Annotated in this window: 18 protein-coding genes and 1 pseudogene; 18 read left to right on the top strand and 1 reads right to left on the bottom strand. The window is 65.3% G+C overall.

Annotation, left to right across the window (positions count from 1 at the left end; all coding sequences use genetic code 11):
• Window positions 1–3 precede the first annotated feature (3 nt).
• The 18 genes from ftsL to ligA all read left to right on the top strand — a co-directional run bounded on the left by ftsL (window position 4) and on the right by ligA (window position 24,926).
• Window positions 4–396, top strand: a complete 393-nt coding sequence (gene ftsL / locus ABIB06_RS14855) for a cell division protein FtsL (RefSeq protein ID WP_354049290.1) — start codon at window positions 4–6, stop codon at window positions 394–396.
• Window positions 393–2,147 carry a peptidoglycan D,D-transpeptidase FtsI family protein gene (locus ABIB06_RS14850; protein WP_354049292.1) on the top strand — a complete coding sequence of 585 codons (1,755 nt, stop codon included), beginning with the start codon at window positions 393–395 and terminating at the stop codon, window positions 2,145–2,147. The genes ftsL and ABIB06_RS14850 overlap by 4 nt, the downstream gene beginning before the upstream one ends.
• Window positions 2,148–2,231: 84 nt before the next feature.
• The gene (locus tag ABIB06_RS14845) at window positions 2,232–3,704 is read left to right on the top strand and encodes a UDP-N-acetylmuramoyl-L-alanyl-D-glutamate--2,6-diaminopimelate ligase (RefSeq protein WP_354049389.1); all 1,473 of its coding nucleotides are present in this window, start codon (window positions 2,232–2,234) and stop codon (window positions 3,702–3,704) included.
• Window positions 3,701–5,080, top strand: a complete 1,380-nt coding sequence (locus tag ABIB06_RS14840) for a UDP-N-acetylmuramoyl-tripeptide--D-alanyl-D-alanine ligase (RefSeq protein ID WP_247442567.1) — start codon at window positions 3,701–3,703, stop codon at window positions 5,078–5,080. The genes ABIB06_RS14845 and ABIB06_RS14840 overlap by 4 nt, the downstream gene beginning before the upstream one ends.
• Window positions 5,081–5,267: 187 nt before the next feature.
• Complete coding sequence (gene mraY / locus ABIB06_RS14835; RefSeq protein WP_247347744.1) at window positions 5,268–6,371, top strand: phospho-N-acetylmuramoyl-pentapeptide-transferase; 1,104 nt, start codon at window positions 5,268–5,270, stop codon at window positions 6,369–6,371.
• 7 nt (window positions 6,372–6,378) lie between these two features.
• Complete coding sequence (gene murD / locus ABIB06_RS14830; RefSeq protein ID WP_354049295.1) at window positions 6,379–7,779, top strand: UDP-N-acetylmuramoyl-L-alanine--D-glutamate ligase; 1,401 nt, start codon at window positions 6,379–6,381, stop codon at window positions 7,777–7,779.
• A 244-nt stretch (window positions 7,780–8,023) separates the two neighbouring features.
• Window positions 8,024–9,175 carry a putative lipid II flippase FtsW gene (gene ftsW / locus ABIB06_RS14825; protein WP_247442556.1) on the top strand — a complete coding sequence of 384 codons (1,152 nt, stop codon included), beginning with the start codon at window positions 8,024–8,026 and terminating at the stop codon, window positions 9,173–9,175.
• 174 nt (window positions 9,176–9,349) lie between these two features.
• On the top strand, window positions 9,350–10,450 hold the full coding sequence (gene murG, locus ABIB06_RS14820; protein WP_354049297.1) for an undecaprenyldiphospho-muramoylpentapeptide beta-N-acetylglucosaminyltransferase: 1,101 nt from the start codon (window positions 9,350–9,352) through the stop codon (window positions 10,448–10,450).
• Window positions 10,451–10,573: 123 nt separating this feature from the next.
• A complete protein-coding gene (murC, locus tag ABIB06_RS14815; RefSeq protein ID WP_354049299.1) occupies window positions 10,574–11,977 on the top strand; it encodes a UDP-N-acetylmuramate--L-alanine ligase in 1,404 nt (467 codons plus the stop codon).
• A gap of 4 nt (window positions 11,978–11,981) precedes the next feature.
• Window positions 11,982–12,902, top strand: coding sequence for a UDP-N-acetylmuramate dehydrogenase (murB, locus tag ABIB06_RS14810; protein ID WP_354049301.1), 921 nt, complete (start codon window positions 11,982–11,984; stop codon window positions 12,900–12,902).
• Window positions 12,903–12,924: 22 nt separating this feature from the next.
• Window positions 12,925–13,911 (top strand): D-alanine--D-alanine ligase family protein, encoded by a 987-nt coding sequence (locus ABIB06_RS14805; RefSeq protein WP_354049303.1) that lies wholly within the window; start codon window positions 12,925–12,927, stop codon window positions 13,909–13,911.
• 350 nt (window positions 13,912–14,261) lie between these two features.
• Window positions 14,262–15,290, top strand: a complete 1,029-nt coding sequence (locus tag ABIB06_RS14800; protein WP_354049305.1) for a cell division protein FtsQ/DivIB — start codon at window positions 14,262–14,264, stop codon at window positions 15,288–15,290.
• Window positions 15,287–16,609, top strand: a complete 1,323-nt coding sequence (ftsA, locus tag ABIB06_RS14795) for a cell division protein FtsA (protein WP_247347727.1) — start codon at window positions 15,287–15,289, stop codon at window positions 16,607–16,609. The genes ABIB06_RS14800 and ftsA overlap by 4 nt, the downstream gene beginning before the upstream one ends.
• Window positions 16,610–16,696: 87 nt before the next feature.
• A complete protein-coding gene (gene ftsZ / locus ABIB06_RS14790) occupies window positions 16,697–18,502 on the top strand; it encodes a cell division protein FtsZ (protein WP_354049307.1) in 1,806 nt (601 codons plus the stop codon).
• Between the two features lie 360 nt (window positions 18,503–18,862).
• Window positions 18,863–19,828 (top strand): UDP-3-O-acyl-N-acetylglucosamine deacetylase, encoded by a 966-nt coding sequence (lpxC, locus tag ABIB06_RS14785; RefSeq protein WP_247347722.1) that lies wholly within the window; start codon window positions 18,863–18,865, stop codon window positions 19,826–19,828.
• A 260-nt stretch (window positions 19,829–20,088) separates the two neighbouring features.
• Window positions 20,089–20,979 carry an outer membrane protein assembly factor BamD gene (locus ABIB06_RS14780; protein ID WP_247347720.1) on the top strand — a complete coding sequence of 297 codons (891 nt, stop codon included), beginning with the start codon at window positions 20,089–20,091 and terminating at the stop codon, window positions 20,977–20,979.
• A gap of 13 nt (window positions 20,980–20,992) precedes the next feature.
• Window positions 20,993–22,666, top strand: a complete 1,674-nt coding sequence (gene recN, locus ABIB06_RS14775) for a DNA repair protein RecN (protein ID WP_354049310.1) — start codon at window positions 20,993–20,995, stop codon at window positions 22,664–22,666.
• Window positions 22,667–22,778: 112 nt separating this feature from the next.
• On the top strand, window positions 22,779–24,926 hold the full coding sequence (gene ligA, locus ABIB06_RS14770) for an NAD-dependent DNA ligase LigA (protein ID WP_354049312.1): 2,148 nt from the start codon (window positions 22,779–22,781) through the stop codon (window positions 24,924–24,926).
• A 55-nt stretch (window positions 24,927–24,981) separates the two neighbouring features.
• Here the strand turns inward: ligA and tnpC are convergent.
• A pseudogene (gene tnpC, locus ABIB06_RS14765) lies at window positions 24,982–26,428 on the bottom strand (IS66 family transposase).
• Window positions 26,429–26,494 lie beyond the last annotated feature (66 nt).

The following is a 26,494-nucleotide window of genomic DNA, read 5'->3' as shown; positions in this document are numbered from 1 at the left end:
CGCATGCGCTTCATCCACCTCCTCGTCATCGGCGCGCTGGTCTTTGCGGCGGCCTATGTCTACCGGATCAAGATGGACTCCACGGCGCGCACCGAAAAGGTGCTGCGGCTGCATGCCGAAATTCGCGAGCAGCGCGACGCCATCGCGGCGCTCCGCTCCGAATGGGCCAAGCTCGACGCGCCCCTGCGCCTGCAAGGCCTGTCGGATCGGCATCTGCAGCTCAAGCCGGTCAACGGCACGCAGTACGATGCACTGAAGAACCTGCCCGAGCGTCCGCCGCGGATGTTCAGGCCGGGCGAGCCGGATCCGATCGGCGCCATGCTCAACACCATCGAAGCCGCGAGCGATCCCGACACGGTGACGGGCTCCGTGCCTCAGCCCGAGGACAAGCAATGAGTGCTGTGACCCCGGCCAAACCTGCAGAAAAGCCGACTGAGCCCTGGCGGCAGCGTCTGATCCGCAGCCTGCTTTATGGGCGCAACGTCGATCGCGCCGCGAAGGCACGCGCGCGCGTCGGCCTGGCGATGCTCGCCTTCGTCGCGGTCTACGCCCTGATCGGCGGCCGGCTCGTGATGTTCGCGATCGGCGCCGACGCCCACGGCGCGCGCCGCGCCGCGGCGCAGGAGGTGGTCGCGACCGCGCGGCCCGACATCATCGATCGCAACGGCGCGATCCTCGCGACCGACGTCAAAGCGTCGAGCCTGTTCGGCGAGCCGCGCCGCATCATCGACAAGGATGAGGCGATCGAACTCCTGACCGCCACCGTGCCCGACCTCGACGAGGTCGAGGTTCGCGAGCGCCTGTCGTCGCGCAAGGGCTTCGTCTGGCTCAAGCGTGAGATCACGGCGAAGCAGCAGCAGGACATCCACAAGCTCGGCATTCCCGGCATCGGTTTCCTGCGCGAGAACAAGCGCGTCTATCCGACCGGCAACGAGGTCGCCCACCTCATCGGTCTCGTCAACATCGACAACCAGGGCATCGCCGGCATGGAGAAGTGGCTCGACAATCAAGGGCTGGCCGATCTCCACCGCGCGGGCTTTGCCACCGACCGGCTGCAAAAGCCGATCGAGCTCTCGGTCGATCTGCGCGTCGAGCACGCACTGCGCGACGAGCTCCTGAAGGCCAAGGAGAAGTACCACACCAAGGCCGCCTCCGGCATCGTCTCCAACGTCAAGACCGGCGAGATCGTGGCGATGGTCTCCCTTCCGGACTTCGATCCCAACAATCCGAAGGAAGCGCACGACCCCGACCGCATCAATCGCCTGACCACCGGCGTCTACGAGATGGGCTCGACCTTCAAGGCGTTCACGCTGGCGATGGCGCTCGATTCCGGCAAGATCAATTTGAACTCGATGTGGGATGCACGGGGAAACCTGCACTACGGCAAGTTCACCATCCATGACAGCCATTCGCTCGGACGTTTCATCAACACCAAGGAAGTGTTCACGTTCTCGTCCAACATCGGTGCCGCGCGGATCGCGCTCGGCCAGGGCGTCGAGGCGCACAAGGCGTTCCTCGCCAAGATGGGCCAGTTGACCCGGCTGCGCACCGAGCTGCCGGAGAGCGCGGCTCCGCTGATACCGCGCCGCTGGGGCGAGCTGAACACGGTCACCATCGCGTTCGGCCAGGGCATGTCGGTGGCGCCACTGCAGGCGGTGATGGGTATCAACGCGCTGGTGAACGGCGGCTATTTGATTCCGCCGACCTTCATGAAGCGCACGGAGTCCGAAGCGGCGGCGATGGCGAAACGCGTGATCAAGCAGGACACCAGCGACAAGATGCGGTTCCTGATGCGGCTCAATGCCGAAATCGGCACCGCCAAGACGGCCGACGTCAAGGGTTACTACGTCGGCGGCAAGACCGGCACGTCCGAAAAGGTCATCAACGGCCGCTATGCCAAGAAGCGCGTGCTCAACTCCTTCACCGCGATCATGCCCTGCGACGACCCGAAATATCAGATCCTGATCATGCTGGACGAGCCGCAGGCGATTCCGGAAACGAAGGGTTTCATCACCTCCGGTTGGAACGCGGTGCCGACCGGCGGCAAGGTGATCGAGCGGATCGCGCCGCTTCTGGGCATCGAGCCGCGGTTCGACCTGCCGCCGTCCGAGCGCCTTATTCTTGCAGCATCCAGGACAACCCAGTAATCAACCTGGTGGGCCGTTGCCGCCGCTGAGTCGGGATTTCCCTGAAGATTCGGCGCTCCGGTGCGGCATGTCGACTGGAAGACCATGAAGCTGCGCGACCTCCTAGGTCAGGATGTTCTGGGCAATGATGCCGCACTCGAGCCCGCTGTCGCGGCGCTCGATGTGAACGGCGTTGCCCTCGACAGCCGCGTGGTCAAGCCGGGCGATCTCTTCTTCGCACTTGCGGGCAGCAAGACCGACGGTGCGCGCTTCATCGATGCCGCGATTGCCGCAGGCGCGGTGGCGGTCATCGGCGACCATGCGCCGGCGGCTGACAAGGTGCCGTTCATCACTGTCGCCAATCCGCGCCGTGCGCTGGCGTTGGCCGCAGCAAGTTTTTTTCCGATGCAGCCCGCGACCATCGCCGCGGTGACCGGCACCAGCGGCAAGACCTCGGTCGCGGCGTTCACGCGCCAGATCTGGGAACGGCTCGGGCATGCCTCCGCCAGCATCGGAACCATCGGCCTGGTCTCGCCGAAGCGCACCGTCTACGGCTCGCTGACGACGCCCGATCCGATCGCGCTGCACCGGCAGCTCGACGAGATCGCGCGCGAGGGCGTCACGCATCTCGCTTTCGAGGCGTCCTCGCACGGGCTCGATCAGTATCGCCTCGACGGCGTGCGCATTTCCGCCGGCGGCTTCACCAATCTCTCGCGCGACCACATGGATTATCACCCGACCGTCGCGCATTACCTCGCGGCCAAGCTGCGCCTGTTCCGTGAGCTGGTTCAGCCTGGAGGCGCGGCGGTGATTTCGGCCGATCATGATTGCTCGGCAGAGGCGATCGGTGCTGCGAAGTCGCGCGGCTTGCGCGTGATGGCGGTCGGTCGCAACGGCGACGGGGCAGGCGAGGGCATTCGTCTCGCTGGTGCCGAAGTCGAAGGGTTTTCGCAAGTGCTCGCGCTCGAGCATCGCGGCAACCGCTATGCGATCCGGCTGCCGCTGGTCGGCGAATTCCAGATCGAGAACGCGCTGGTGTCGGCCGGCCTTGCCATCGGCACCGGCAGCGACGCCGCAAATGTGTTTGCAAGCCTGGAGCATCTCGAAGGCGCCAAGGGTCGGTTGGAGCGCGTCGGCGAACGCAATGGCGCGCCGATCTTTGTCGATTACGCGCACAAGCCCGATGCGCTGGCGAAGGCGCTGCAGGCGTTGCGTCCCTACGCCAGGCGCAGGCTGATCGTCGTGTTCGGCGCCGGCGGCGACCGCGATGCCGGCAAGCGTCCGATCATGGGCGAGATCGCGGCTGACAACGCGGACGGAATCATCGTCACCGACGACAATCCGCGCAGCGAGAAGCCGGAGGCCATCCGCGCCGAGATCCTCGCGGCCGCCAAGGGCGCGCGCGAAATCGGCGACCGCGCCGCGGCGATCCGCATTGCGATCGAGGAATTGGAAGAGGGCGATGCGCTGCTCATCGCCGGCAAGGGACACGAGACCGGGCAGATCGTCGGCGGAGAGATTTTGCCCTTCAGCGATCACGAGGCGGTCGCCGCCGCACTAGCGTCGAGGATTCCATGAGCGCGCCAATATGGACGGTGGCTGAAGTGGCACATGCGCTGGGCGCTGCCGGATCATTCCCGGACACGCCGATCGATGTCGTCACCCAGGACAGCCGGCTGGTGAAACCGGGCAGCCTGTTCGTCGCGCTGAGTGGCACGCCGAGTGGCGGCTTCATCTCGGCCTTCGCCAGCGCGCGTGATGGTTGGGAGTTCGCGGACAAGGCGGAAGCTTCCGGCGCGGTCGCGATGATCGTGCCGTACCAGATCGCCGGCATCCGCATTCCCCAGATCGTCGTCAAGGACACGCTGATCGACGGTCTCTGGGGCCTCGCGCGTGCCGCACGCGCACGCTTCAAAGGACCAGTCATCGGGCTCACCGGCAGCGCCGGCAAGACCAGCACCAAGGAGTTTCTGGCCGCCTATCCCGGCGCCTATGCCAGTCCGGCGAGCTTCAACAATTTCTGGGGCGTGCCGCTGACGCTGTGCAATGCGCGGCCCGATGCCAGTCTCTGGGTCGTCGAGATGGGCATGAACCAGACCGGCGAGATCGCGCGGCTCAGCGAACTGACGCGGCCGACGGTTGCGCTCGTCGTCAACGTCCAGCCGGTGCATCTCGAGAAGCTCGGCTCGCTCGAAGCCATCCGCCGCGAGAAGGTGTCGATCGCCCTCGGTCTGTCCTCGGACGGCGTGCTGGTGCTGCCCGCCGGGATCAAGGCGCCGGACTGGAAGGGCAAGGTCGCACGCTTCGGCGAGAAAGCCGAAGTGCACGAGGTCGCGCACGCGCCGCATGGCGACAGCTGGCAGGTCGTGGCCGCGCTCGGCAAGAAGGAGATCGCCTTCAGCCTGACGCCGGGCGCGCCGCACCGCGTGCAGAATGCGCTGGCCGCGCTCGCTTCGATTCGTGCGGCCAACCTCGATGCGGCGACGCTTGCGACCAAGCTCGACCGCGTCGGCATCATGACCGGCCGCGGCGTCGAGCAGGCGGTCGGCGGCGTCACCGTGATCGACGACAGTTTCAACGGCAACCCGGCCAGCGTTGCTGCTGCGCTGCAAAGCCTCCAGGCGCGCAACATGACAAGCGGCCGCCGCATTGCGGTGCTCGGCGACATGCTGGAACTGGGCGACGGCGCGCCGGGCTATCACACCGACCTCGCCAAGCATCTCGACGGCATCGACGGCGTCTATTGCGTCGGGCCCCTGATGCGTCACCTCTTCGAGGTGCTCCCGGCCGGCAAGGGTCTCGGCTGGCACGACGATCCCGTCACGCTGAAGCCGGGCGAGGTCGCAAATCTGCTGAGGGCAGGCGATGTCGTGGTTGTCAAGGGCAGCAAGAAGATGTTCTGGGTCAACAAGTTTGTGCCGGGCCTAGTGGCCGCCTTGCAGGCAAAGGCGTAAACTGCTTGGAAGGCGCTGCTCCCGAATCCCACCCTTTGCGGCGCGAAACCGTCCGTTTTCTTTAGAGGTCGCCCGACCCCATGATGAAGACCAGCGAATGCGCGTGAGGCACGTCGAGGCCAGTACCAAGAACACGGCCATAACCACGACCAAGACCGCGTGCGAAAAGCGCCATAGGACCGTCTGAATGTTTTACTGGCTGATCGAGCTCTCCAACACATTTCCGGGCTTCGGTGCCGTTCGCACCTTCCTGAACGTCTTCCGCTACATCACCTTCCGCACCGGCGGCGCGGTCGTCACCGGCGCGCTGTTCGTGTTCCTGTTCGGGCCCTGGATCATCGACCATCTGCGCCTCCGCCAGGGCAAGGGCCAGCCGATCCGGGCCGATGGCCCGCAATCGCATCTCGCCAAGAAAGGCACGCCCACCATGGGCGGGCTGATGATCCTGTCCGGCCTCACGGTCGGCACCGTGTTGTGGGCCAATCCGCTCAACCCCTACGTCTGGATCGTGCTGGCAGTGACACTCGGCTTCGGCTTCGTCGGCTTCTATGACGATTATCTCAAGGTGACCAAGCAGACCACGACCGGCTTCGGCAGCAAGCTTCGCCTGCTGATCGAGGCGGCCATCGCGCTGGTCGCCTGCTATGCGCTGGTGCGGCTGAACCGCGATCCCGCGTCCACCGCGCTGACGATTCCTTTCCTGAAGGACACGGTGCTGCATTTCGGCTGGTTCTTCATCGTGTTCGGTGCCTTTGTCATCGTCGGCGCCGGTAACGCGGTGAACCTCACCGACGGTCTCGACGGCCTTGCCATCGTGCCTGTGATGATCGCGACCGCGAGCTTTGCGATGATCGCCTATCTCGCCGGCAACGCGGTGTTCGCCGATTATCTCCAGATCAAATATGTCGCCGGTACCGGCGAACTTGCGGTGCTCTGCGGCGCGCTGCTGGGCGCCGGCCTCGGCTTCCTCTGGTTCAACGCGCCGCCGGCCTCGATCTTCATGGGCGACACCGGCTCACTTGCGCTCGGCGGCATGCTGGGTGCGATCGCGGTGGCGGTGAAGCACGAGATCGTGCTCGCGGTGATCGGCGGCCTGTTCGTGCTGGAGGCGGTCTCCGTCATCGTGCAGGTGGTGTCGTTCAAGATGACCGGAAAACGCATCTTCCGGATGGCGCCGATCCATCACCATTTCGAGCAACTCGGCTGGACCGAGCCGCAGATCGTGATTCGCTTCTGGATCATCTCGGTGATGCTGGCGCTGGCGGGCTTGTCGACCTTGAAGCTGCGGTGACCGGTCGATGATCCCCGTCACGTCCTTTGCCGGCAAGACGGTCGCAGTGTTCGGCCTCGGCGGCTCGGGGCTCGCGTCCTGTCACGCGTTGAAAGCGGGCGGCGCCGAGGTGATCGCCGCCGACGACAGTGCCGAGAACGTCGCCACGGCCGCGCAGGCGGGCTTCATCACGGCTGATTTGCGAAACGTCTCTTGGGCGAATTTCGCGGCGCTGGTGCTCGCGCCCGGCGTGCCGCTGACACATCCGGTCCCGCATTGGAGCGTGCTGAAGGCGCGCGAGGTGGGCGTCGAGGTGATCGGCGACATCGAGCTGTTCTGCCGCGAGCGGCGGCGGAACGCGCCGGACGCGCCGTTCGTCGCCATCACCGGCACCAACGGCAAGTCGACCACCACGGCGCTGATCGCACACCTGACGAAAGTTGCCGGCTACGACACCCAGATGGGCGGCAATATCGGCACGGCGATCCTGTCGCTGGAGCCGCCGCGCATGGGCCGCGTCCACGTCATCGAGATGTCGTCCTACCAGATCGATCTCACGCCCTCGCTCGATCCCTCCGTCGGCATTTTGCTCAATGTCAGCGAGGACCATATCGACCGTCACGGCACCATCGCGCATTACGCCGCGGTGAAGGAACGCCTCGTTGCCGGTGTGCAGGGCGGCGGCACCGCGATCGTCGGTGTCGACGACGGGTTTTGCCGCGACATCGCCGACCGGCTCGATCGCGCAGGCAAGAAGGTGGAGCGCATTTCCGTCAAGAACCCGTTGGCGAGCGGCATCCATGTCGAGCACGGCACCATTGTGCGCAATTCGGGCGGCGCCCGCAGCGAAGTTGCCAGACTTGGTGGCATCGGCTCGCTGCGCGGCCTGCACAATGCGCAGAACGCGGCGTGCGCCGCAGCCGCCGCGCTCGCGATGGGCATCAGCCTCGATGTGCTTCAGAACGGCCTGCGCAGCTTTCCGGGCCTTGCACATCGCATGGAGCAGGTCGGCCGCCGCGGCAACGTGCTGTTCGTCAACGACTCCAAGGGCACCAATGCGGACGCCACCGCACATGCGCTGTCGTCCTTCGGCGATATCTTCTGGATCGCCGGCGGCAAGCCGAAGGCGGGCGGCATCACTGGGCTCACCGGCTACTTCCCGCGCATCCGCAAGGCCTATCTGATCGGCGAGGCCGCACCGGAGTTTTCCGGCACGCTCGGCACGCAAGTTCCGCACGAGATCAGTCAGACTCTCGACGTCGCCCTCGAACATGCCGCGCGCGATGCGGAGATGTCGGGCATCACTGACGCGGTCGTCCTGCTGTCACCCGCCTGCGCGTCCTTCGATCAGTACCGCAACTTCGAAATCCGCGGCACCAGGTTCCGCGAATTGGTGCAGGCGCTGCCGGGTGTGAAGCCGGTGGTGTAGGAGCTCCCGTGTCCCGGACGCGGTGCGGCACGAAGTGACGCTCCGCAGAGCCGGGGCCGAGAAGCCGCATAGACCCCGGCTCTGCAGCGCACCGCCATAGCGTGTCGAAGAGGCGCGTAAACGCGCTTATGGCGCTGCGCAGCGTCCGGGGCACGAGACTCTCCACAAGTTCATCGATCTCCTTAACCCCCCGTAAACCAACCTCGGCGACCAATGGACCGACCTCTGTCCGAAAGCGGCCGCCATGCTCTCCCGTGAAGAACGCACCCCCTTTTCCGAGTGGTGGTGGACCGTCGACAAGCCGCTGATGGGCGCCATCCTGGCGCTGATGCTGACCGGCGTGATCCTGTCGCTGGCGGCGAGCCCGCCGGTTGCGACCCGCATCGGGCTCGATCCCTTCCACTTCTTCAGCCGTCACGTGCTGTTCCTGGTGCCGTCCTGCATCGTGCTGCTCGGGGTCTCCTTCCTGTCGCCGCGCGCGATCCGCCGCAGCGCGCTGATCATCTTCACCGTCAGCATCATTCTGATCGTGCTGACGCTCGCGATCGGCCCTGAGGTCAAGGGCTCGCGGCGCTGGATCACGCTGCTCGGCGTCAATATCCAGGCCTCTGAAGTGGCCAAGCCATCCTTTGTCGTCATCGCGGCCTGGCTGTTTGCGGAATCGACCAAGCGTCCGGAAATGCCGGCGACCTCGATGGCGCTGGTACTGCTCTTGATGCTGGTGTCGCTCCTGGTGATGGAGCCGGACTTCGGCCAGACCATGCTGATCCTGATGGTGTGGGGCTCGCTGTTCTTCATCGCGGGCATGCGGATGATCTGGGTGTTCGGCCTTGCCGGGCTCGGAGCGGCCGGACTGTTCAGTGCCTACCTGTTCGTCCCCCACGTCGCCGGCCGCATCAAGCGCTTCATGAATCCGGCCTCCGGCGACACCTTCCAGGTCGATACCGCGATGGAAGCCTTCTACAACGGCGGCTGGTTTGGACTCGGACCGGGCGAGGGCATCGCCAAGCGCAGCCTGCCGGACAGCCACACAGATTTCGTGTTCGCGGTCGCTGCCGAAGAGTTCGGCATCATCCTGTGCCTCGCGATGCTGGCGCTGTTCGCCTTCGTCGTCATCCGCACGTTGTCGCGCGCCTATGCCAACGAGGACATGTTCTCGCGCTTTGCGGCCTCGGGTCTCGCGATCCTGTTCGGCGTGCAGGCGGCGATTAACATGTCGGTCAACCTCCAGCTCATCCCCGCCAAGGGCATGACGCTGCCGTTCATCTCCTATGGCGGCTCCTCGATCGTGTCGCTGGCCTATGGCGTCGGCATGATGCTGGCGCTGACGCGGCTACGCTCGCGCACGGAGGTCGAGGCAAGCGGCCACGCCGAGGCGATGCGCAGCTACGCGTGATTTGCGTGTCCCGGACAAGCGCAGCGAAGCGGAGCGCAGAGCCGGGACCCAGAATGCCGCAATCATGGGCCCCGGTTCAGCAGCGCACTGCGCCGAAGGGCGGCGCGCTGCGCTGCGCCCGGGGCACGAGCGCCGGCTCGCAATGACGAAAAAGTCCCTGTAAAACTCCCCGCCATGGACAAATCCCCCCTGATTCTTCTCGCCGCGGGCGGCACCGGCGGCCATCTGTTTCCGGCCGAGGCGCTCGGCGTCGAATTGATCCGGCGCGGCTTCCGTGTCCGCCTCGTTACCGACGAGCGCGCGCTGCGCTACAGCGGGCTGTTCACCAAGGACATGATCGACGTCGTATCGAGCGAGACCGCGCGCGGCCGCAATCCGCTGCAGCTCGCCTATGCCGGCCTGACGCTCGCCGCCGGCACGCTGTCCGCTTACAGCCTGATCAAGCGATTGAAGCCGGTCGCCGTCGTCGGCTTCGGCGGCTATCCGACGCTGCCGCCGCTGGTCGCGGCAAAATTCGCCGGCGTGCCCGGCATCATCCATGACGCCAATGCGGTGCTCGGCCGCGCCAACCGGTTCCTGTCGAGCCGCGTCCGCGCCATCGCGACGTCGTTGCCCGGCGTGCTCGACCGCGATCGGGCGCTATCCGGCAAGACCACGACCGTCGGAACGCCGATGCGACCGGCAATCCTCGCCGCAGCCGACGTGCCATATGCTGCGCCTGAAGTGAACGGCCCGCTGCGCCTGCTCGTCGTCGGCGGCAGCCAGGGTGCACGCATCATGGCCGACATCGTGCCCGGCGCGATCGAGCGCCTCGAGCCTGCGTTGTGGAGCCGGCTCGTTCTCACCCAGCAGGTGCGCGACGAGGACATGGCGCGCGTGCGCGCGGTCTACGACAAGCTCAAGATCAATGCCGAGCTTGCGCCGTTCTTCACAGATCTGCCGGCAAGGCTCGCCTCCAACCATCTGGTGGTGTCGCGCTCCGGTGCCGGCACCGTGGCCGAACTCGCCGCGATCGGGCGGCCCTCGATCCTCGTGCCGCTGCCCGGCGCGATCGACCAGGACCAGTTCGCCAATGCCGGCGTGCTGGCCAAGGTCGATGGCGCGATCCGCATCCTGCAGACCGAGTTTTCCTCCGATCGCCTCGCCGCCGAGATCTCCGCCTTTGCCGCCGAGCCCGCGCGTCTTGCCGCCATGGCCGAGGCCGCCCGCAGCGCCGGCCGGCTCGACGCGGCCGAGCGGCTGGCGGATCTTGTGGTCAAAGTTGCGGGAATCTGACGCGAAAAAGCCCTTGTCTTCGCCTTCTAAAGCGGGGCATCCAGTAGGAAAGGCCCGCGGCTGATTTGGCCGTGACCATCGCCAGAGCCGCTCTTGCAGGGCGGCAAGGTCAGGGAACAACGCATGAGACTGCCGCGCGAGATCGGACCCATCCACTTCGTCGGGATCGGCGGGATCGGCATGAGCGGCATCGCCGAAGTGCTGCTCAATCTCGGCTATTCCGTGCAGGGCTCGGACGCGTCCGACAATTACAATCTCGACCGTCTGCGCAAGAACGGCGCGAAGGTCTCGGTCGGCCACAAGGCGGAGAACGTCGACGGCGCCGAGGTCGTCGTGGTCTCCACCGCGATCAAGCGCGACAATCCGGAACTGATGGCGGCGCGCGAACGGCGCATCCCCGTGGTGCGCCGCGCCGAGATGCTGGCCGAGCTGATGCGGCTGAAGAGCTGTGTCGCCATCGCCGGCACCCACGGCAAGACCACGACGACCACGATGGTCGCGACGCTGCTCGACGCCGGTGGCCTCGATCCCACCGTGATCAACGGCGGCATCATCAACGCCTACGGCTCCAACGCGCGTCTCGGTGCGGGCGACTGGATGGTGGTCGAAGCCGACGAGAGCGACGGCACATTCCTGAAGCTGCCGACCGAGGTCGCGATCGTCACCAATGTCGATCCCGAGCATCTCGATCACTTCAAGACCTTCGAGGCCGTGCAGGACGCGTTCCGAAACTTCGTCGAGAACCTGCCGTTCTACGGCTTTGCCGTGATGTGCATCGACCATCCCGTGGTGCAAACGCTGGTCGGCAAGATCGAGGACCGCCGCATCATCACCTATGGCGAGAATCCGCAGGCCGACGTGCGTTTCCTCGATCTGACCCCGATGGGCGGCGGATCGAAGTTCAAGGTCGCGTTCCGCGATCGCAAGACCGGCCGCGTGCACGAGATCGCCGATCTCATGCTGCCGATGCCGGGACGCCACAACGCCTCCAACGCGACGGCCGCGATTGCGGTCGCGCGCGAGCTCGGGGTGTCGGACGAGGCGATCCGCAAGGCGATCGCCGGCTTCGGCGGCGTCAAGCGCCGCTTCACCAAGACCGGCGAGTGGAACGGTGTCACCGTGATCGACGATTACGGCCATCATCCGGTCGAGATCGCCGCGGTGCTGAAGGCCGCGCGGGAGTCCACCAACGGCAAGGTCGTCGCCGTGGTGCAGCCGCATCGCTACACCCGCCTGGAGTCGCTGTTCGAGGAATTCTGCACCTGCTTCAATGATGCGGATGCGGTGATCGTCGCCGAGGTCTATGCCGCAGGCGAGACGCCGATCGAAGGCATCGACCGCGACCATTTCGTCTCAGGCCTTCGCGCGCACGGCCACCGCGAGGTGATTCCGCTGCCGGCGGCGCCGGAGCTTGCGGGCATCATCAAGGCAATCGCAAAGCCGGGCGATCTCGTGGTGTGCCTGGGCGCCGGCAACATCACGCAATGGGCGTATGCGCTCCCCGGCGAATTGAAGGCGCTGGGGTAGGGCAGTGAGCTTTCCCGACATCACCCCCGCTCTCAAAGCCGCGATGCCTGAGCTGCGCGGCCGGCTGCTCGCGAACCAGTCGCTCGCCGAGCTCACCTGGTTTCGCGTCGGCGGTCCCGCGCAGGTGCTGTTCACGCCGGCGGACGAGGACGACCTCGCTTATTTTCTCGCGCATCTCGCAAGCGACATTCCCGTCTACGTCGTCGGCGTCGGCTCCAACCTGATCGTGCGCGACGGCGGCATAGCGGGCGTGGTGATCCGGCTGGCGCCGCGTGCCTTTGGCGAGGCGAGCGCGAGTGGCGATGTCGTCACAGCTGGAGCCGCCGCGCTCGACAAGCGCGTGGCGGAAGTCGCCGCTTCCGCCAATATCGGCGGGCTCGAATTCTACTTCGGCATTCCCGGCACGATCGGCGGAGCGCTGCGCATGAATGCGGGCGCCAATGGCGGTGAGACCAAGGACGTGTTGATCGAGGCGCGAGGCGTCGGGCGCGACGGCACGAAGCACGTCTTCTCCAATGCCGACATGAAGTTCGTCTACCGCAACAGCGGCGTCGATCCCTCCATCATCTTCACCTCCGCGGGTTTCCGCGGCGAGATCAGGGATGCCGAGGCGATCCGCGCGCGCATGGCGGAGGTGCAGACCCACCGCGAGACCGCGCAACCGATCCGCGAAAAGACCGGCGGTTCGACCTTCAAGAATCCGCAAGGCCATTCCGCCTGGAAGCTGGTCGATGCCGCCGGTTGCCGCGGTTTGCGCGTCGGCGGGGCTAAGGTCTCCGAGATGCACTGCAATTTCCTGATCAACACGGGTGACGCCACCGCGCACGACATCGAGACGCTGGGCGAGACCGTGCGTGAACGGGTGAAGGCAAATTCCGGAATTGAGCTACACTGGGAAATCAAGCGGATCGGAATTCCCGGCTAATTTGGACAAGCGACGAGAGAACATGCGCATCACCATCCTCTTCGGCGGCTCCAACCGCGAACGTCTGGTTTCGGTCGCGTCAGCCCAGGCGCTGCATCAGGCGCTGCCCGAGGCCGATCTCTGGTGGTGGGACGTCGAGGACAAGGTGCATGTCGTGCAGTCCAAGCAGCTGCTCGAACATGCCCGCCCGTTCGAGGACGAGTTCAAGCCGGGTACATCAGGCATTCCGCTGGCGCAGGCGCTCGACCAGGCCAAGGCCGAAGGTCGCGTGCTGGTGCTCGGCCTGCATGGCGGGCGTGCCGAGAACGGCGAATTGCAGGTGATGTGCGAAGCGCGCGGCGTGCCTTTCACCGGCTCGGGCTCGGCATCCTCGCATCTTGCCTTCGACAAGATCGCGGCCAAGCATTTCGCCGCGCTCGGCGGCGTGACGCCGCCGGCCAACGTTGCGCTGGACGAGATCGACGAGGCGTTCGCCGAATACGGCCGGCTGATCGCAAAGCCCGCGAAGGATGGCTCGAGCTACGGCCTGATCTTCGTCAACGCCAAGCAGGATCTCGTCGCCGTCCGCAACGCGGCGAAGCACGAAGAATACGTGATCGAACCCTACATCGCCGGCGTCGAGGCGACCTGCGGCGTGCTGGAGCGGCCGGACGGCTCGATCATCGCGCTGCCGCCGATCGAGATCATTCCGGGCGAGGGCAGTTTCGACTACGCCGCGAAATATCTCCTGAAGTCGACCCAGGAGATCTGCCCCGGCCGTTTCACGGCGGAGATCACCGCCGCGCTGAAGCAGCAATCGATGCTGGCGCACCGGGCGATGTCCTGTACCGGCTATTCCCGTTCGGACTTCATCGTCTCGGACAAGGGCCTGGTCTATCTCGAAACCAATACGCTGCCGGGCCTGACCAAGTCATCGCTCTATCCCAAGGCGCTGAAGGCCGAGGGCATCGAATTCGTCGACTTCCTGCGCGGCCTGGTCGAGCTCGCCGTGCCCGGTGTGCGAAAATAATTAGGATTGGTTAACGGCCGAAGTGGCGAAACGGCCGGTTTTGGAACCCAAAACCGGTAAAATGCCGGACATTGCGGCATAAATGCCTCACCGGCCTGGGCAAAAAGCTCTCGCCGTTAACGAACTTTACCTTTTGTTTACCAGGACGTCCGAAGGTTAACGCTGGCGGCGCATATGACGCTTTGGCTGCCGGCGCGTGGACCGTTGCGGGTGTTGTCACCTCCAGCGAACGCTCTGAAGGGGAGAGGTTTTCTTCTGCTGAAGACCAGCACCCGGCCCGGCAAGTCCGAGACGTCATATTCGCCAGGACCCGCGCGATGTCGCGGGCAAACTGTTGACGAGCTCGTGCAATGGATGGAGCAGGAAGCCTCACTCGGTCGCTTTTCAGATCGCTGAGGCCCCAAGCTGACCTGAAGGCGGCCGCTATCGGAGCGGTCGTGCTTCTGCGCGAGTGGGTGCAGGACAAGCGCGAGGAAAGACTTCACGGCGCCCGCGCGGCCGCCAGGGACAAGACCAAGGCCAAAGCCGTCGTCGAGCGCGAGCCGCCGCCGCGCGTGGTCGCGCTGGTCGAGCGCTTTATGCCGCGCCGGGTCGGGATCAGCATGACGGTGCTGCTCCTGATCGGAAGCTGCGGCTTCGGTATCGTCAAGGGCGGCCATCTCCAGGATTTCATCACCGCGGTCAACGACACCCGCAACGCGCTGGCCAATTCCGCGGGCTTCCGCATCACCTCCGTCGTGATCAACGGCCGCAAGCAGCTCAGCCAGGATGAGATTCTGGCGATCGGCGGCGTCAGCGGCCGCTCATCGCTGCTGTTCCTCGACGCCGACGCCGTGCGCGACAAGCTCAAGGGCAATCCCTGGATCGCGGATGCGACCGTGCTGAAGCTCTATCCGGGCCAGCTCATGATCGAGCTCACCGAGCGCAAGGCGTTCGCGCTGTGGCAGGAGGCCGGCCGGCTTTCCGTCATCGCCGATGACGGCGCCGTGCTCGAGCCCTATGTCTCGCGCCGGTTCCTGTCGCTGCCGCTCGTGGTCGGCAAGGGCGCCGATACGCAGGCCCGCGATTTCCTCGCGCTGCTGGCGCGCTATCCGCGAGTCAATTCGATCACCAAGGCCGCGATCTTCGTCGGCGAGCGGCGCTGGAACCTGAGGCTCAAGGATGGCCTCGATATCCGACTGCCCGAGCAGGACGTCGGCAACGCGCTTGCGATGCTGTCCAGGCTCGACAAGGAGGACAGGCTGTTCTCCCGCGACATCGTCGCCGTCGACCTGCGCCTGTCCGATCGGCTTGTGGTGCAGCTGTCCGAGGACGCCGCCAAAGCGCGCGAAGATTTGTTCAAGGACAAGAAGAAGAAAAAGACCGGGGACGCCGCATGACCGGTCTTGATCGCACCCAGACGCCGAAGACACGCCCGATGTCGCACAAGCGCAGCGGCCTCGTCGCCTGCCTCGACATCGGCACCAGCAAGATCGCCTGCATGATCGCGCGGCTGAGGCCGTCGGCGCCGAGCGAAGCCCTGCGCGATCGGACCCATGCGGTGGAACTGATCGGTTACAGCCAGATCCAGTCGCGCGGCATGAAGGCCGGCGCGGTGGTCGATCTAGGCGAATGCGAGCAGGCGGTGCGCCAGGCCGTCGGGCTTGCGGAGAAAATGGCCAAGGTGCGTGTCGAGTCCGTGTTGCTGTCGGTCTCCGGCGGCCGGCTCTCCGGCCAACTGGTCGAAGCTGCGGCCGACATCCGCGGTGGCGCCGTGACGCCGGCCGATGTCAGCCGTGTGACCTCCACCGGCATGCGCCACGCCACCGGCGAAGGCCGCACGGTGCTGCACGCGCTGCCGGTCGGCTACACGCTCGACGGCGTCAAAGGCATCCGCGATCCCCGCGGCATGGTCGCGCATCAGTTCGGCGTCGACATGAACGTCGTCACCTGCGACGCCACCGTGGCGCGCAACCTGATGCTGGCGGTCGAACGCTGCCACATCAACGTCGAAGCCATGGCGGCGAGCCCCTATGTGGCCGGCCTGTCGGTGCTGACCGACGACGAGGCCGATCTGGGCGCGGCCGTCGTCGAGATGGGCGCGGGCACGACAACGATCGCGGTCTATTCCGGCGGCCGGTTCGTGCATGCCGCGGGTTTTGCGGTCGGCGGGCAACATATCACGATGGATCTGGCGCGCGGACTCTCCGCGACCATTGCCGATGCCGAGCGAATCAAGACGTTATACGGGACCGTCATCACCGGCGGATCGGACTCGCGTGAGCTGATGTCTGTACCGACAGCCGGTGACGAACAGGATCTGCCGCAGATCGTCTCCCGCGCTACCATCGCCAATATCGTCAAGCACCGTGCCGAGGAAGTCTTCGAAATGGTTCGGGACAAGCTGAAGGATTCGCCCTTCGCCTCGGAGCCCAACGGCCGCGTCGTGCTCTCCGGCGGGGCCTCGCAGCTCACGGGCCTCGTCGAACTCGGAACGCAGATTCTCGGCCGGCCCGTGCGGGTCGGACGTCCGCTCGGTTTCGGCCGGCTGCCCAACGAGGCGAAGAACGCCGCGTTCGCGGTGCCCGCCGGACTTCTCGTCTACCCGCAATATGTTCACCAGGAACATGTCGAACCGCGGCATACGCGGCAGCAGGTCAAGACAGGGACGGGCGGTTATTTTGGAAAGGTCGGACGATGGCTACGCGAGGGCTTCTGATGAACCGGTTCCGCAATCTTCGAATTTCACCAACTCCCGCGGCCGTCGGCCGGGGCGAACCCACGCGCGCGTGATCGAGAGGCAAACATGACCATCAGCATCAATGCTCCTGATATTCACGAACTGAAGCCCCGCATCACCGTGTTCGGCGTCGGCGGCGCCGGTGGTAACGCCGTCAACAACATGATCACGGCGGGCCTTCAGGGCGTCGACTTCGTCGTCGCCAACACCGACGCGCAGGCGCTGACGATGTCGAAGGCGCAGCGCATCGTGCAGATGGGCACGGCGGCGACGCAAGGATTGGGCGCAGGCTCGCAGCCGGTCGTCGGCGCGGCCGCGGCCGAAGAGGTGATGGACGAACTCCGCGACCATCTCTCGGGCGCCAACATGGTGTTCGTCACCGCCGGCATGGGCGGCGGCACCGGCACCGGTGCGGCTCCCGTGATCGCCAAGATCGCCCGCGAGATGGGCATCCTTACCGTCGGCGTCGTGACCAAGCCCTTCCACTTCGAGGGCGGCCGCCGCATGCGCACTGCGGAAGCGGGCATCAACGAACTGCACAAGGTCGTCGATACGCTCCTGATCATCCCGAACCAGAACCTGTTCCGGGTCGCCAACGAGAAGACCACCTTCGCCGACGCCTTCGCGATGGCCGACCAGGTGCTCTATTCCGGCGTTGCCTGCATCACCGATCTGATGGTCAAGGAAGGCCTGATCAACCTCGACTTCGCCGACGTGAGAGCGGTGATGAAGGAAATGGGCAAGGCGATGATGGGCACGGGCGAAGCCTCCGGCGACAAGCGCGCGCTGACCGCCGCTGAAGCCGCGATCGCCAACCCGCTGATCGACGATAGCTCGATGAAGGGCGCCAAGGGCCTCCTCATCTCCATCACTGGCGGCAAGGATCTCACCCTGTTCGAGGTCGACGAAGCTGCGACCCGCATCCGCGAGGAAGTCGACCAGGACGCCAACATCATCGTCGGCGCAACCTTCGACGAAGCGCTCGACGGCCTGATCCGCGTCTCGGTCGTCGCCACCGGCATCGAACAGGCCGCGATCGCCCGCAACAGCCAGGCCACCAGCGCTCCCGTCGCGAACGCGGCGCCGCAGGCACAGCAGGCTCCCGCTGCTCCGGCCGCGGTTGCCGAGAGCCGCCTCGCCGATCTGACCGCGCGGCTGCGCGCCGACAATCAGCGCATGGCCGAGCGCGCCCAGAAGCTGGAAACGCAGATCCCGGCCGCCGCACCGGGCCAGTTTGCCGCCGCTCCCATGGCTCCGCGTGCGAACGTCGAGCGCGCGGCGCTCGCCGCCATCGCTGCCGCCGTTGCGGACGTGCCGCAGGCTCCCGCCCCGATGCAGACCTATGGCGACGTCACCGTGCGCCCGATCGCGCAGAAGCCCACGCTGTTCCCGGAGCCTGAGCAGGCGCCGATGGCCATGCATGAGCAGATGACGCCGGAAACCTTCATCCCGCCGCAGGCGGAGCGTGCGCCGGTCCGCACACCGCGGATGCCGCGAATCGAAGAACTGCCGATGCCGGCCCAGGCCGAGCTTCGCCAGGCCCGCGGCGAGCTTGAAGAAGAGACCCCGCAGAAGACCCGCCTGTCGCTGCTCCAGCGCCTCGCCAATGTCGGCCTAGGCCGTCGCGACGAGGAGAGCGAGGCACCGATCGCGGCTCGTACCGCCGGTCCCGCGATGCCGCCGCTGCCCGATCGCCGGTCCCAGAAGACCGTGGCGCAGCAAATCGCGTCCAGCGAGCCGGTGTCCGAGTATGCCCGCCGTCCCGCGCCGCAGGGCCTGGACATGCATGGCCGTCCCGCGCCTGTTGCCCCGGCGCCACAGGGAGACGACCATCTTGATATCCCGGCCTTCCTGCGGCGGCAGGCGACCTGAGGATTGTTACAATAAGGCAGACGAAAAAAGGTCCCGGCGGGAAGCTTGCCGGGACCTTTGCTTTTGTCCGGTACATATCCGGATTGCGTCGCCAAGCAGCTGATTTTAAATCATTAATTACGTATTCGATGGTTCAGTAAAACTGCCGATAACGGTCCCGAACTTCGCTCTAATTTGGTTAAGCCTTGGCGCGAATACGGCAGGTTTGGGGTAACAATCGGTAAAAAAGCGTGAGTTGGCGCTGTTTGAGGCAGTGACTATGGTTTGCCGTGACTTGGGGATACGGATTCGGCGCGGGCGGCCTTGGCCGGTTAGTCGGGTTCAGTATAAGTCGCGATGGTCGTAGTGGGGCGGTTCCTGATGAAATTTAGCCGGCAAACAACGCTTCGTGCGCAAGCCTCCGTGGCAGGCGTCGGCGTTCATTCCGGTCTTCCCGTCACTCTCACGCTTGGGCCCGCTTCTGTCGACGCGGGTTTTATTTTTGTCCGCACAGGGCTCGAGGGAAGTGACCGCGAAGTTCAGGCGACCGCCGAGCAGGTGATCGCGACCGATTTCGCCACCGTCCTCGGCGATCGCAGCGGCCCGCTGGTTTCCACCGCCGAGCATGTACTTGCTGCGCTGCGGGGCATGGGCGTCGACAACGCCATTATCGAGATCGACGGGCCGGAAGTGCCGATCATGGACGGCAGCGCCGCGGCCTTCATTGCAGCGATCGATCAGGCCGGCATTGTGACCCAATCGGCACAGCGCCGCTTCATTCAGGTTTTGAAGCCGATCTCGGTCAAGGTCGGCGATTCCTTCGGCGAGATCAGGCCCTACGCCAACGGGTTCCGCGCCGAGGTCGAGATCGACTTCACCAATCCTGTCATCGGCCAGCAGAGCTACGCCTTCGACCTCAACCCGGAACGTTTCCGCCGCGAAGTCGGCCGGGCCCGGACTTTCGGTCTGATGTGCGACGTCGCGCGGCTCTGGAGCGCCGGCTATGCGCTCGGCGCCTCCTTCGACAACACCGTCGTGTTCGACGAGGAGCGGCTGCTCAACACCGAGGGCCTCCGCTACGCCGACGAATGCGCCCGCCACAAGGTGTTGGACGTGATCGGCGACCTTGCGCTGGCCGGTCTGCCGCTGCTTGGCGCCTATCGCTCGGTCCGTGGCGGCCACAAGCTCAACCACGCCGTCCTGACCGCGCTGCTCGCCGACCGGACCGCCTGGCGGGTGGTCGAGGGCGAGGCGGCCCGCCGCACCACCGCGCGTCCCGTGGGCGAAGTCGGTCGTGGCATCGTCGGCGGCCGGATCGCCGCGGCCTACGGGCCGGACGTTTCCTGAAGAGAGACGTGTCCTGACCGACCTCTCGTCGCGGCCACTTGTACCCGCCGACCCCGGGAAACTCCTGGTAACGAAGATCGGCTAGGATTGCGGCGCGGTCGCCTTAATCCGGGCGAAATGCCTGCCTATCCGGTTGGTTCAAGATCGTTTTTCGATTACACCGGCGTAGTCGCATGGCAGGCACCACGGCTACTTTTCGCGCCCATGACGCGGTTCATGGGCTGGCGGACACCGCACCATAGGGCGTCAGGGCAATACTCATGTCGGCACAGCGTATGACGCGCGGATATCTCCAGGTCTCGTCTCGAGTCCGTGGATCGCTCAAGGCTGCTACCTTCTTCGTACTCGCGCTGCCGCTGGGCGGCTGCGGCACCGGCGCGCTTTGGGACAAGTTCACCGCCAAGGACGACACCTTCGTCGAGGAGCCCGCCGACAAGATCTACAATGAGGGCCTGTACCTCATGAACGAGAAGAAGGACATGAAGGCGGCGAACAAGAAGTTCGAAGAGGTTGACCGCCAGCATCCTTATTCCGACTGGGCCCGCAAATCACTGCTGATGTCCGCCTATTCGTCCTATCAGGCCGGCGACTATGACAGCTGCATCGGCGCGGCCACCCGCTACGTCACGCTGCATCCCGGCAGCCCGGATGCGGCCTATGCGCAATACCTGATCGCCGCCTCGCATTACGACCAGATCCCGGACATCAGCCGCGACCAGACCCGCACCGAGAAGGCGATCGCCTCGCTGGAAGAGGTGGTGCGCAAATATCCGACATCCGAATATGCGACCTCGGCCAAGGCCAAGATCGAGGGTGCGCGCGACCAGCTCGCCGGCAAGGAAATGAATGTCGGCCGCTACTACGCGCAGAAGCGAGATTACACAGCGGCGATCAACCGCTACAAGGCCGTGGTGACGCAGTACCAGACCACCCGCCATGTGGAGGAGGCGCTGTACCGCCTGACCGAGGCCTATATGGCGATCGGCATCGTCGGCGAGGCCCAGACGGCCGCCGCCGTGCTCGGGCACAATTTTCCTGACAGCCGCTGGTACAAGGACGCCTATAATCTTGTAAAATCCGGTGGTCTCGAACCGAGCGAGAATCAGGGGTCCTGGATTAGCAAGACCTTCAAGAAAATGGGCCTCGGCTAGGAAATAGAATTCCATGCTCGCGCGTCTGTCGATCCGTGACATCGTCCTGATCGAACGGCTCGATATCGAATTCGCAACGGGCCTCGCGGTTTTGACCGGCGAGACCGGTGCGGGCAAATCCATCCTGCTCGATGCCTTTGCGTTGGCGCTCGGCGGCCGCGGCGACGCCGGCCTCGTGCGCCACGGCGCGGAGCAGGGGCAGGTCACTGCCGTGTTCGATATCCCCAAAAATCACCCCGCCGCGAAGATCCTCGCGGAGAACGGGCTGGAGGATACCGGCGAGATGATTCTCCGCCGGGTTCAGTTCGCCGACGGCCGCACCCGCGCTTTCATCAACGACCAGTCGATCAGCGTGCAGACGCTGAAGGCGGTCGGCGCCGCCCTGGTCGAGATCCACGGCCAGCACGACGAGCGCGCCCTGGTCGACGCCGCCACCCACCGCCGCCTGCTCGACGCCTTCGCCGGTCTCGAAAAAGATGTCTCGGCCGTCGAAGCGCTCTGGGATGCACGTCGCACCGCCAACACCGCGCTGGAGGAACATCGCGCCGGCATGGAGCGCGCCGCGCGCGAAGCGGACTACCTCCGCCACGCCTCGGACGAATTGAAGCAGCTCGCGCCCAGGGACGGCGAGGAGACCTCGCTGGCTTCCCGCCGCACGACCATGATGCAGGGCGAGAAGATCGCCTCCGACCTGCGCGAAGCGCAGGAAGCGGTCGGCGGCCACCATTCGCCGGTCGCGACTCTGTCGGCCGCGGTGCGACGGTTGGAGCGCCGCGGCGCCAGTTCGCCAGCACTGGTCGAGCCGGCGGTGAAGGCGATCGACATCGCGATCAACGCGCTGGAAGAGGCCGACCAGCATCTCCAGGCCGCCTTGGCCGCGACGGACTTCGATCCTTCGGAACTCGAACGCATCGAGGAGCGGCTCTTCGCCTTGCGTGCAGCGTCTCGCAAGCATTCGACGCCGGTCGACGGGCTTGCCGCGCTCGCCGCCAGATATGCCGCGGAAATCGTGCTGATCGATGCCGGCGCCTCGCGGCTGAAAAAGCTGGAGCAGGCCGCGATCGAGGCCGACGCCCGCTATGCCGCCGCCGCCAAGAAGCTGTCGATGACGCGGCAGAAATCGGCCGAAAAGCTCAACAAGGCCGTCAATGCCGAACTCGCGCCGCTCAAGCTCGAACGCGCAAAGTTCATGACCCAGGTCCAGACCGACGAGGCCACGCCGGGTCCGCAAGGGTTCGACCGCGTCGAGTTCTGGGTGCAGACCAACCCGGGCACCAAGCCAGGGCCGATGATGAAGGTGGCCTCCGGCGGCGAGCTCTCGCGTTTCCTGCTGGCGCTCAAGGTCGTGCTGTCCGACCGCGGCTCGGCGCCGACCCTGGTATTCGACGAGATCGACACCGGCGTCGGCGGCGCGGTCGCGGACGCGATCGGCGGGCGTCTGGCGCGGCTCGCCGGCAAGGTCCAGGTGATGGCCGTCACCCACGCCCCGCAGGTCGCCGCCCGGGCCGACCAGCATTTGCTGATCTCGAAGGACGCGCTGGACAAGGGCAAGCGCGTCGCCACCCGCGTCAATGCTCTGGCCGCCGACCACCGCCGCGAGGAAATCGCCCGCATGCTCGCCGGCGCCGAGATCACGGCCGAGGCGAGGGCTGCCGCCGACCGGCTGCTCAAGGCGGCGACGGCGTAGGCCCCGTGTCCCGGACGCGCGCAAGCGCGAGCGGGGACCCAGAACGTTATGTCCGGGGTACGAAACTGTAACCGCCTTTACCCTCCCGCCCGCTCCGTCGTATCCAAGCACCATGGCCAGAGCAGCAAAATCCAAACCGCTTCCCGACGTCGCCGACCTCACCAAGGCGCAGGCCAAGGTCGAGCACATGCGGCTCGCGCTCGAGATCGAGGGGCATAACGAACGCTACTACCAGGACGACGCGCCCACCGTCACCGATGCCGAGTATGACGCACTACGCCAGCGCTTCAACGCGATCGAGAAGCGCTTTCCGGAATTCGTCAGCGCGGACTCGCCGTCGCAGAAAGTCGGTGCTGCACCGTCAGGCCGCTTCAAGAAGGTGCGGCATGCCGTCCCCATGCTGTCGCTCGACAACGCCTTTGCAGAAGAGGATCTGCGCGACTTCGTCGGCCGGATCGTGCGCTTCCTGAAGCTCGACGACGACAAGATCGATTTCTCCGCCGAGCCGAAGATCGACGGCCTCTCGATGTCGCTGCGCTATGAGGGCGGTGAACTCGTCACCGCGGCGACTCGCGGCGACGGCGCGGAAGGCGAGGACGTCACCGCCAACATCCGCACGCTCGAAGACGTGCCCGAGAGGCTGAAGGGCCGCAACGTCCCCGAAATCTGCGAGGTGCGCGGCGAGGTCTACATGACCAAGAAGGCCTTCCTCGCGCTCAACGAGCGGCAGAAGGCTGAAGGCAGCACCATCTTCGCCAATCCGCGCAACTCGGCCGCGGGCTCGCTCCGGCAGAAGGATCCGACCATCACCGCCTCGCGCCCCCTCGGCTTCTTCGCCTATGCCTGGGGCGAGATGAGCGCGATGCCGGAGGGCACGCAGAGCGGCATGATCCACTGGTTCGAGCGCTGCGGCTTCAAGACCAACCCGCTGACCAGGCTCTGTCACTCCGTCGAGGAGCTGCTCGCCTTCCATCATTCGATCGAGGAGCAGCGCGCAAAACTCGACTACGACATCGACGGCGTCGTCTACAAGGTCGATCGCATCGACTGGCAGGAACGGCTCGGCTTCGTCTCGCGCACGCCGCGCTGGGGCATCGCGCACAAATTCCCGGCCGAGCAGGCCATGACGGTGCTGCGCGACATCGAGATCCAGGTCGGCCGCACCGGCTCGTTCACGCCGGTGGGCAAGCTCGAACCGGTCGGCGTCGGCGGCGTGATCGTGCAGAACGTCACGCTGCACAACGAGGACTACATCAAGGGCATCGGCAACAAGGGCGAGGTGCTGCGCGAGGGCCGCGACATCAGGATCGGCGATACCGTCGTGATCCAGCGCGCCGGCGACGTCATCCCGCAGGTGGTCGACGTCGTCCTCGATAAGCGGCCGAAGGCTGCCAAGGAATTCCAGTTTCCGAAGAAGTGCCCGTGCCCGTTGCACACCCATGTCACGCGCGAGGAGACGGCGGCGGGAGAGGAGGGCTCACGCGCTCGCTGCACCGGCGAGTTCGCCTGCCCCTATCAGAAGATCGAGCATCTGAAGCTGTTCGTGTCGCGCCGCGCCTTCGACATCGACGGTCTTGGCGAGAAGCAGCTCCGGTACTTCTTCGACGAGGGCTTTGTGAAGGAGCCGGCCGACATCTTCACGCTGGAAAAACGCAACGCAAAACTCAAGCTGGAAGACATCGAAGGTTACGGCGAAACCTCGGTGCGAAATCTGTTTGGCGCGATCGAGAGCCGTCGGAAGATTGCACTGGAGCGCTTTATCTACGCGCTCGGCATGCGCCATATCGGCGAGACCACAGGGCTGGCGCTGGCGCGCGGCTACGGCTCCTGGGACGCCTTCCACGATGCCAGCCTCAAGGTCGCCAAGGGCGACGAGGAGGCGATGGCCGAGATGGATGCGCTCGACCAGATCGGCGAGACCGTGATCAAGAGCATCGCCGATTATTTCGGCGAGAGCCACAATCGCGGCATCGTCGAGCGGCTCACCAAGGAGATCGAGATCATCGACGCCGAGAAGCCGAAGAGCAACTCCGCTGTCGCCGGCAAGACCGTGGTGTTCACGGGCTCGCTGGAGAAGATGACACGCGACGAGGCCAAAGCCACCGCTGAGCGGTTAGGTGCAAAGGTGTCCGGATCGGTGTCCAAGAAAACCGATCTCGTCGTCGCCGGCCCCGGAGCGGGTTCCAAGCTCGCGGAAGCCAACAAGCATGGTGTCAAGGTGCTGACCGAGGACGAGTGGTTGACGCTGATCGGGGAGTGAGGTTTTCTTTCGTCATTGCGAGCGAAGCGGTAACTGCCCAGGTCCGTTTGCTCGGTTAGGCGACGCTGAGTTTGTGGATGAGTTGTGTGGGGCATCGGGACAATGTTTCGAGCATGTTCCATCCGCGCTTTCGAGCGGTACCGATCAGGGTGCGAAGCGTGGCGAAATTGTCTGCGCCTTGTGAGGTGCGGAAGCCGGCAGAGATCTTCTGCCGCAATTTCATCATCCGAGCATCGCGCTCGGCCTCGTTGTTGGTAAACGGCACCGCCGAGTTGTGCAGGAACAGCAGCACCGCCGCTTTATGTAACTTGAGGCGCAACAGGAGATTATGGCCCGTGCGCCGTCTGATCCGCCCGCGCTTGATGTCGCGAGGCAGCGCGGGTAGCGCCTCGTGCCGGGCGATACCGGCGCGGATAATGCGGTCATAAAGTCGCTCGGCGGCGCGGATTCTGTTGGGACGCAGCGCGCCTGTCTGGTCGGTTGGATGCTCTGACGCCAGATTGACCTCGTGGCACAGGCAGCGGAGCAACCCGCGCATGCGCCGGGCCCAGGCCTCGCCATCGATGTCCACCAGCGCCGTCAACTCGCGCAGGTGATGCGCATTGCACAGCGCATGCGTGACACCGGACATCTGAAAATAGGATGTCCAATGGTCGTGCACAACGATATGCGCCGCTTGCGTCAGCACCTCGCCGCGCCTGGGTGAGACGCGATAATGCACCAGCCCATTGATCCCGGCGGTGCCCGCGACATGCAGCCATTGCGGCGTGGCGCCCACCCAAAACCCGGTCTCATCCAAATGCTTGACCGGTGCCCGGCGGATTTGCTCGCAGACTGCCGCAGCGAAATCCTGCGTCCGGCTGGCAGCCCGGGCGATCATTTGTCCGATCGTGCCGGCCGAGATGGTCACGCCAAACAGATCGGAGAGGATTTGCCCGAGCCGATCTTCAGGCAGAAACTGTCCCGCCGACAGATAGGTCACCACAGCGGCCAACCGGACGCCATATTGCGCCGGCGCCCTTACCTCGGGTGGAAACGATCCTGTCGTGACCGCGCCACAGCCGCTGCATTTGCAACGATAAAGCTGATGCTCCGTGACGAGCAGCGGCGCCGGCGCCGGCAGATCGAACACCTGACGGCTGCCGACAAGTTCCAGCATCCAGCGCCATTCGGCAGCGCCCGCATCTGACAGGGCGATGCATGATCGTATGATCGACCCGTTCGGACCGCTTCAAGTGTTTGCCTGCATGGCCGGGCTGGCCGCCGGGCTTCTTCAACCCTCGCTCACGCAGGCTCTGTGTCCGGCGAGAAGCCTGGCCCGGTCCATCGCTCGAAGGCGGCTTGCTGCTATTGGAGCTGTCCAGACCAAGCCGACGCTCCAGATCGGCCACACGCACCGTCAGCAATGCGTTCTGCTGCTCCAACATCAGGTTGCGCTCCTGCAACTCCCCAATCAGGGCCAGCAGGGCGTCCACAGACAATGAGGAATTTGGCGGCGTCACCCATACCTTGACTCACAAACACATGTGGTCAGTCAAGAGAATACAAACGGCCACCTGGGCAGTTAC

It is taken from the genome of Bradyrhizobium sp. LB8.2 (assembly GCF_040548035.1).
Classification (GTDB): Bacteria; Pseudomonadota; Alphaproteobacteria; order Rhizobiales; family Xanthobacteraceae; genus Bradyrhizobium.
Note: the sequence above shows the minus strand (reverse complement) of the source record. Positions and strands in the feature narration are given on the sequence as shown.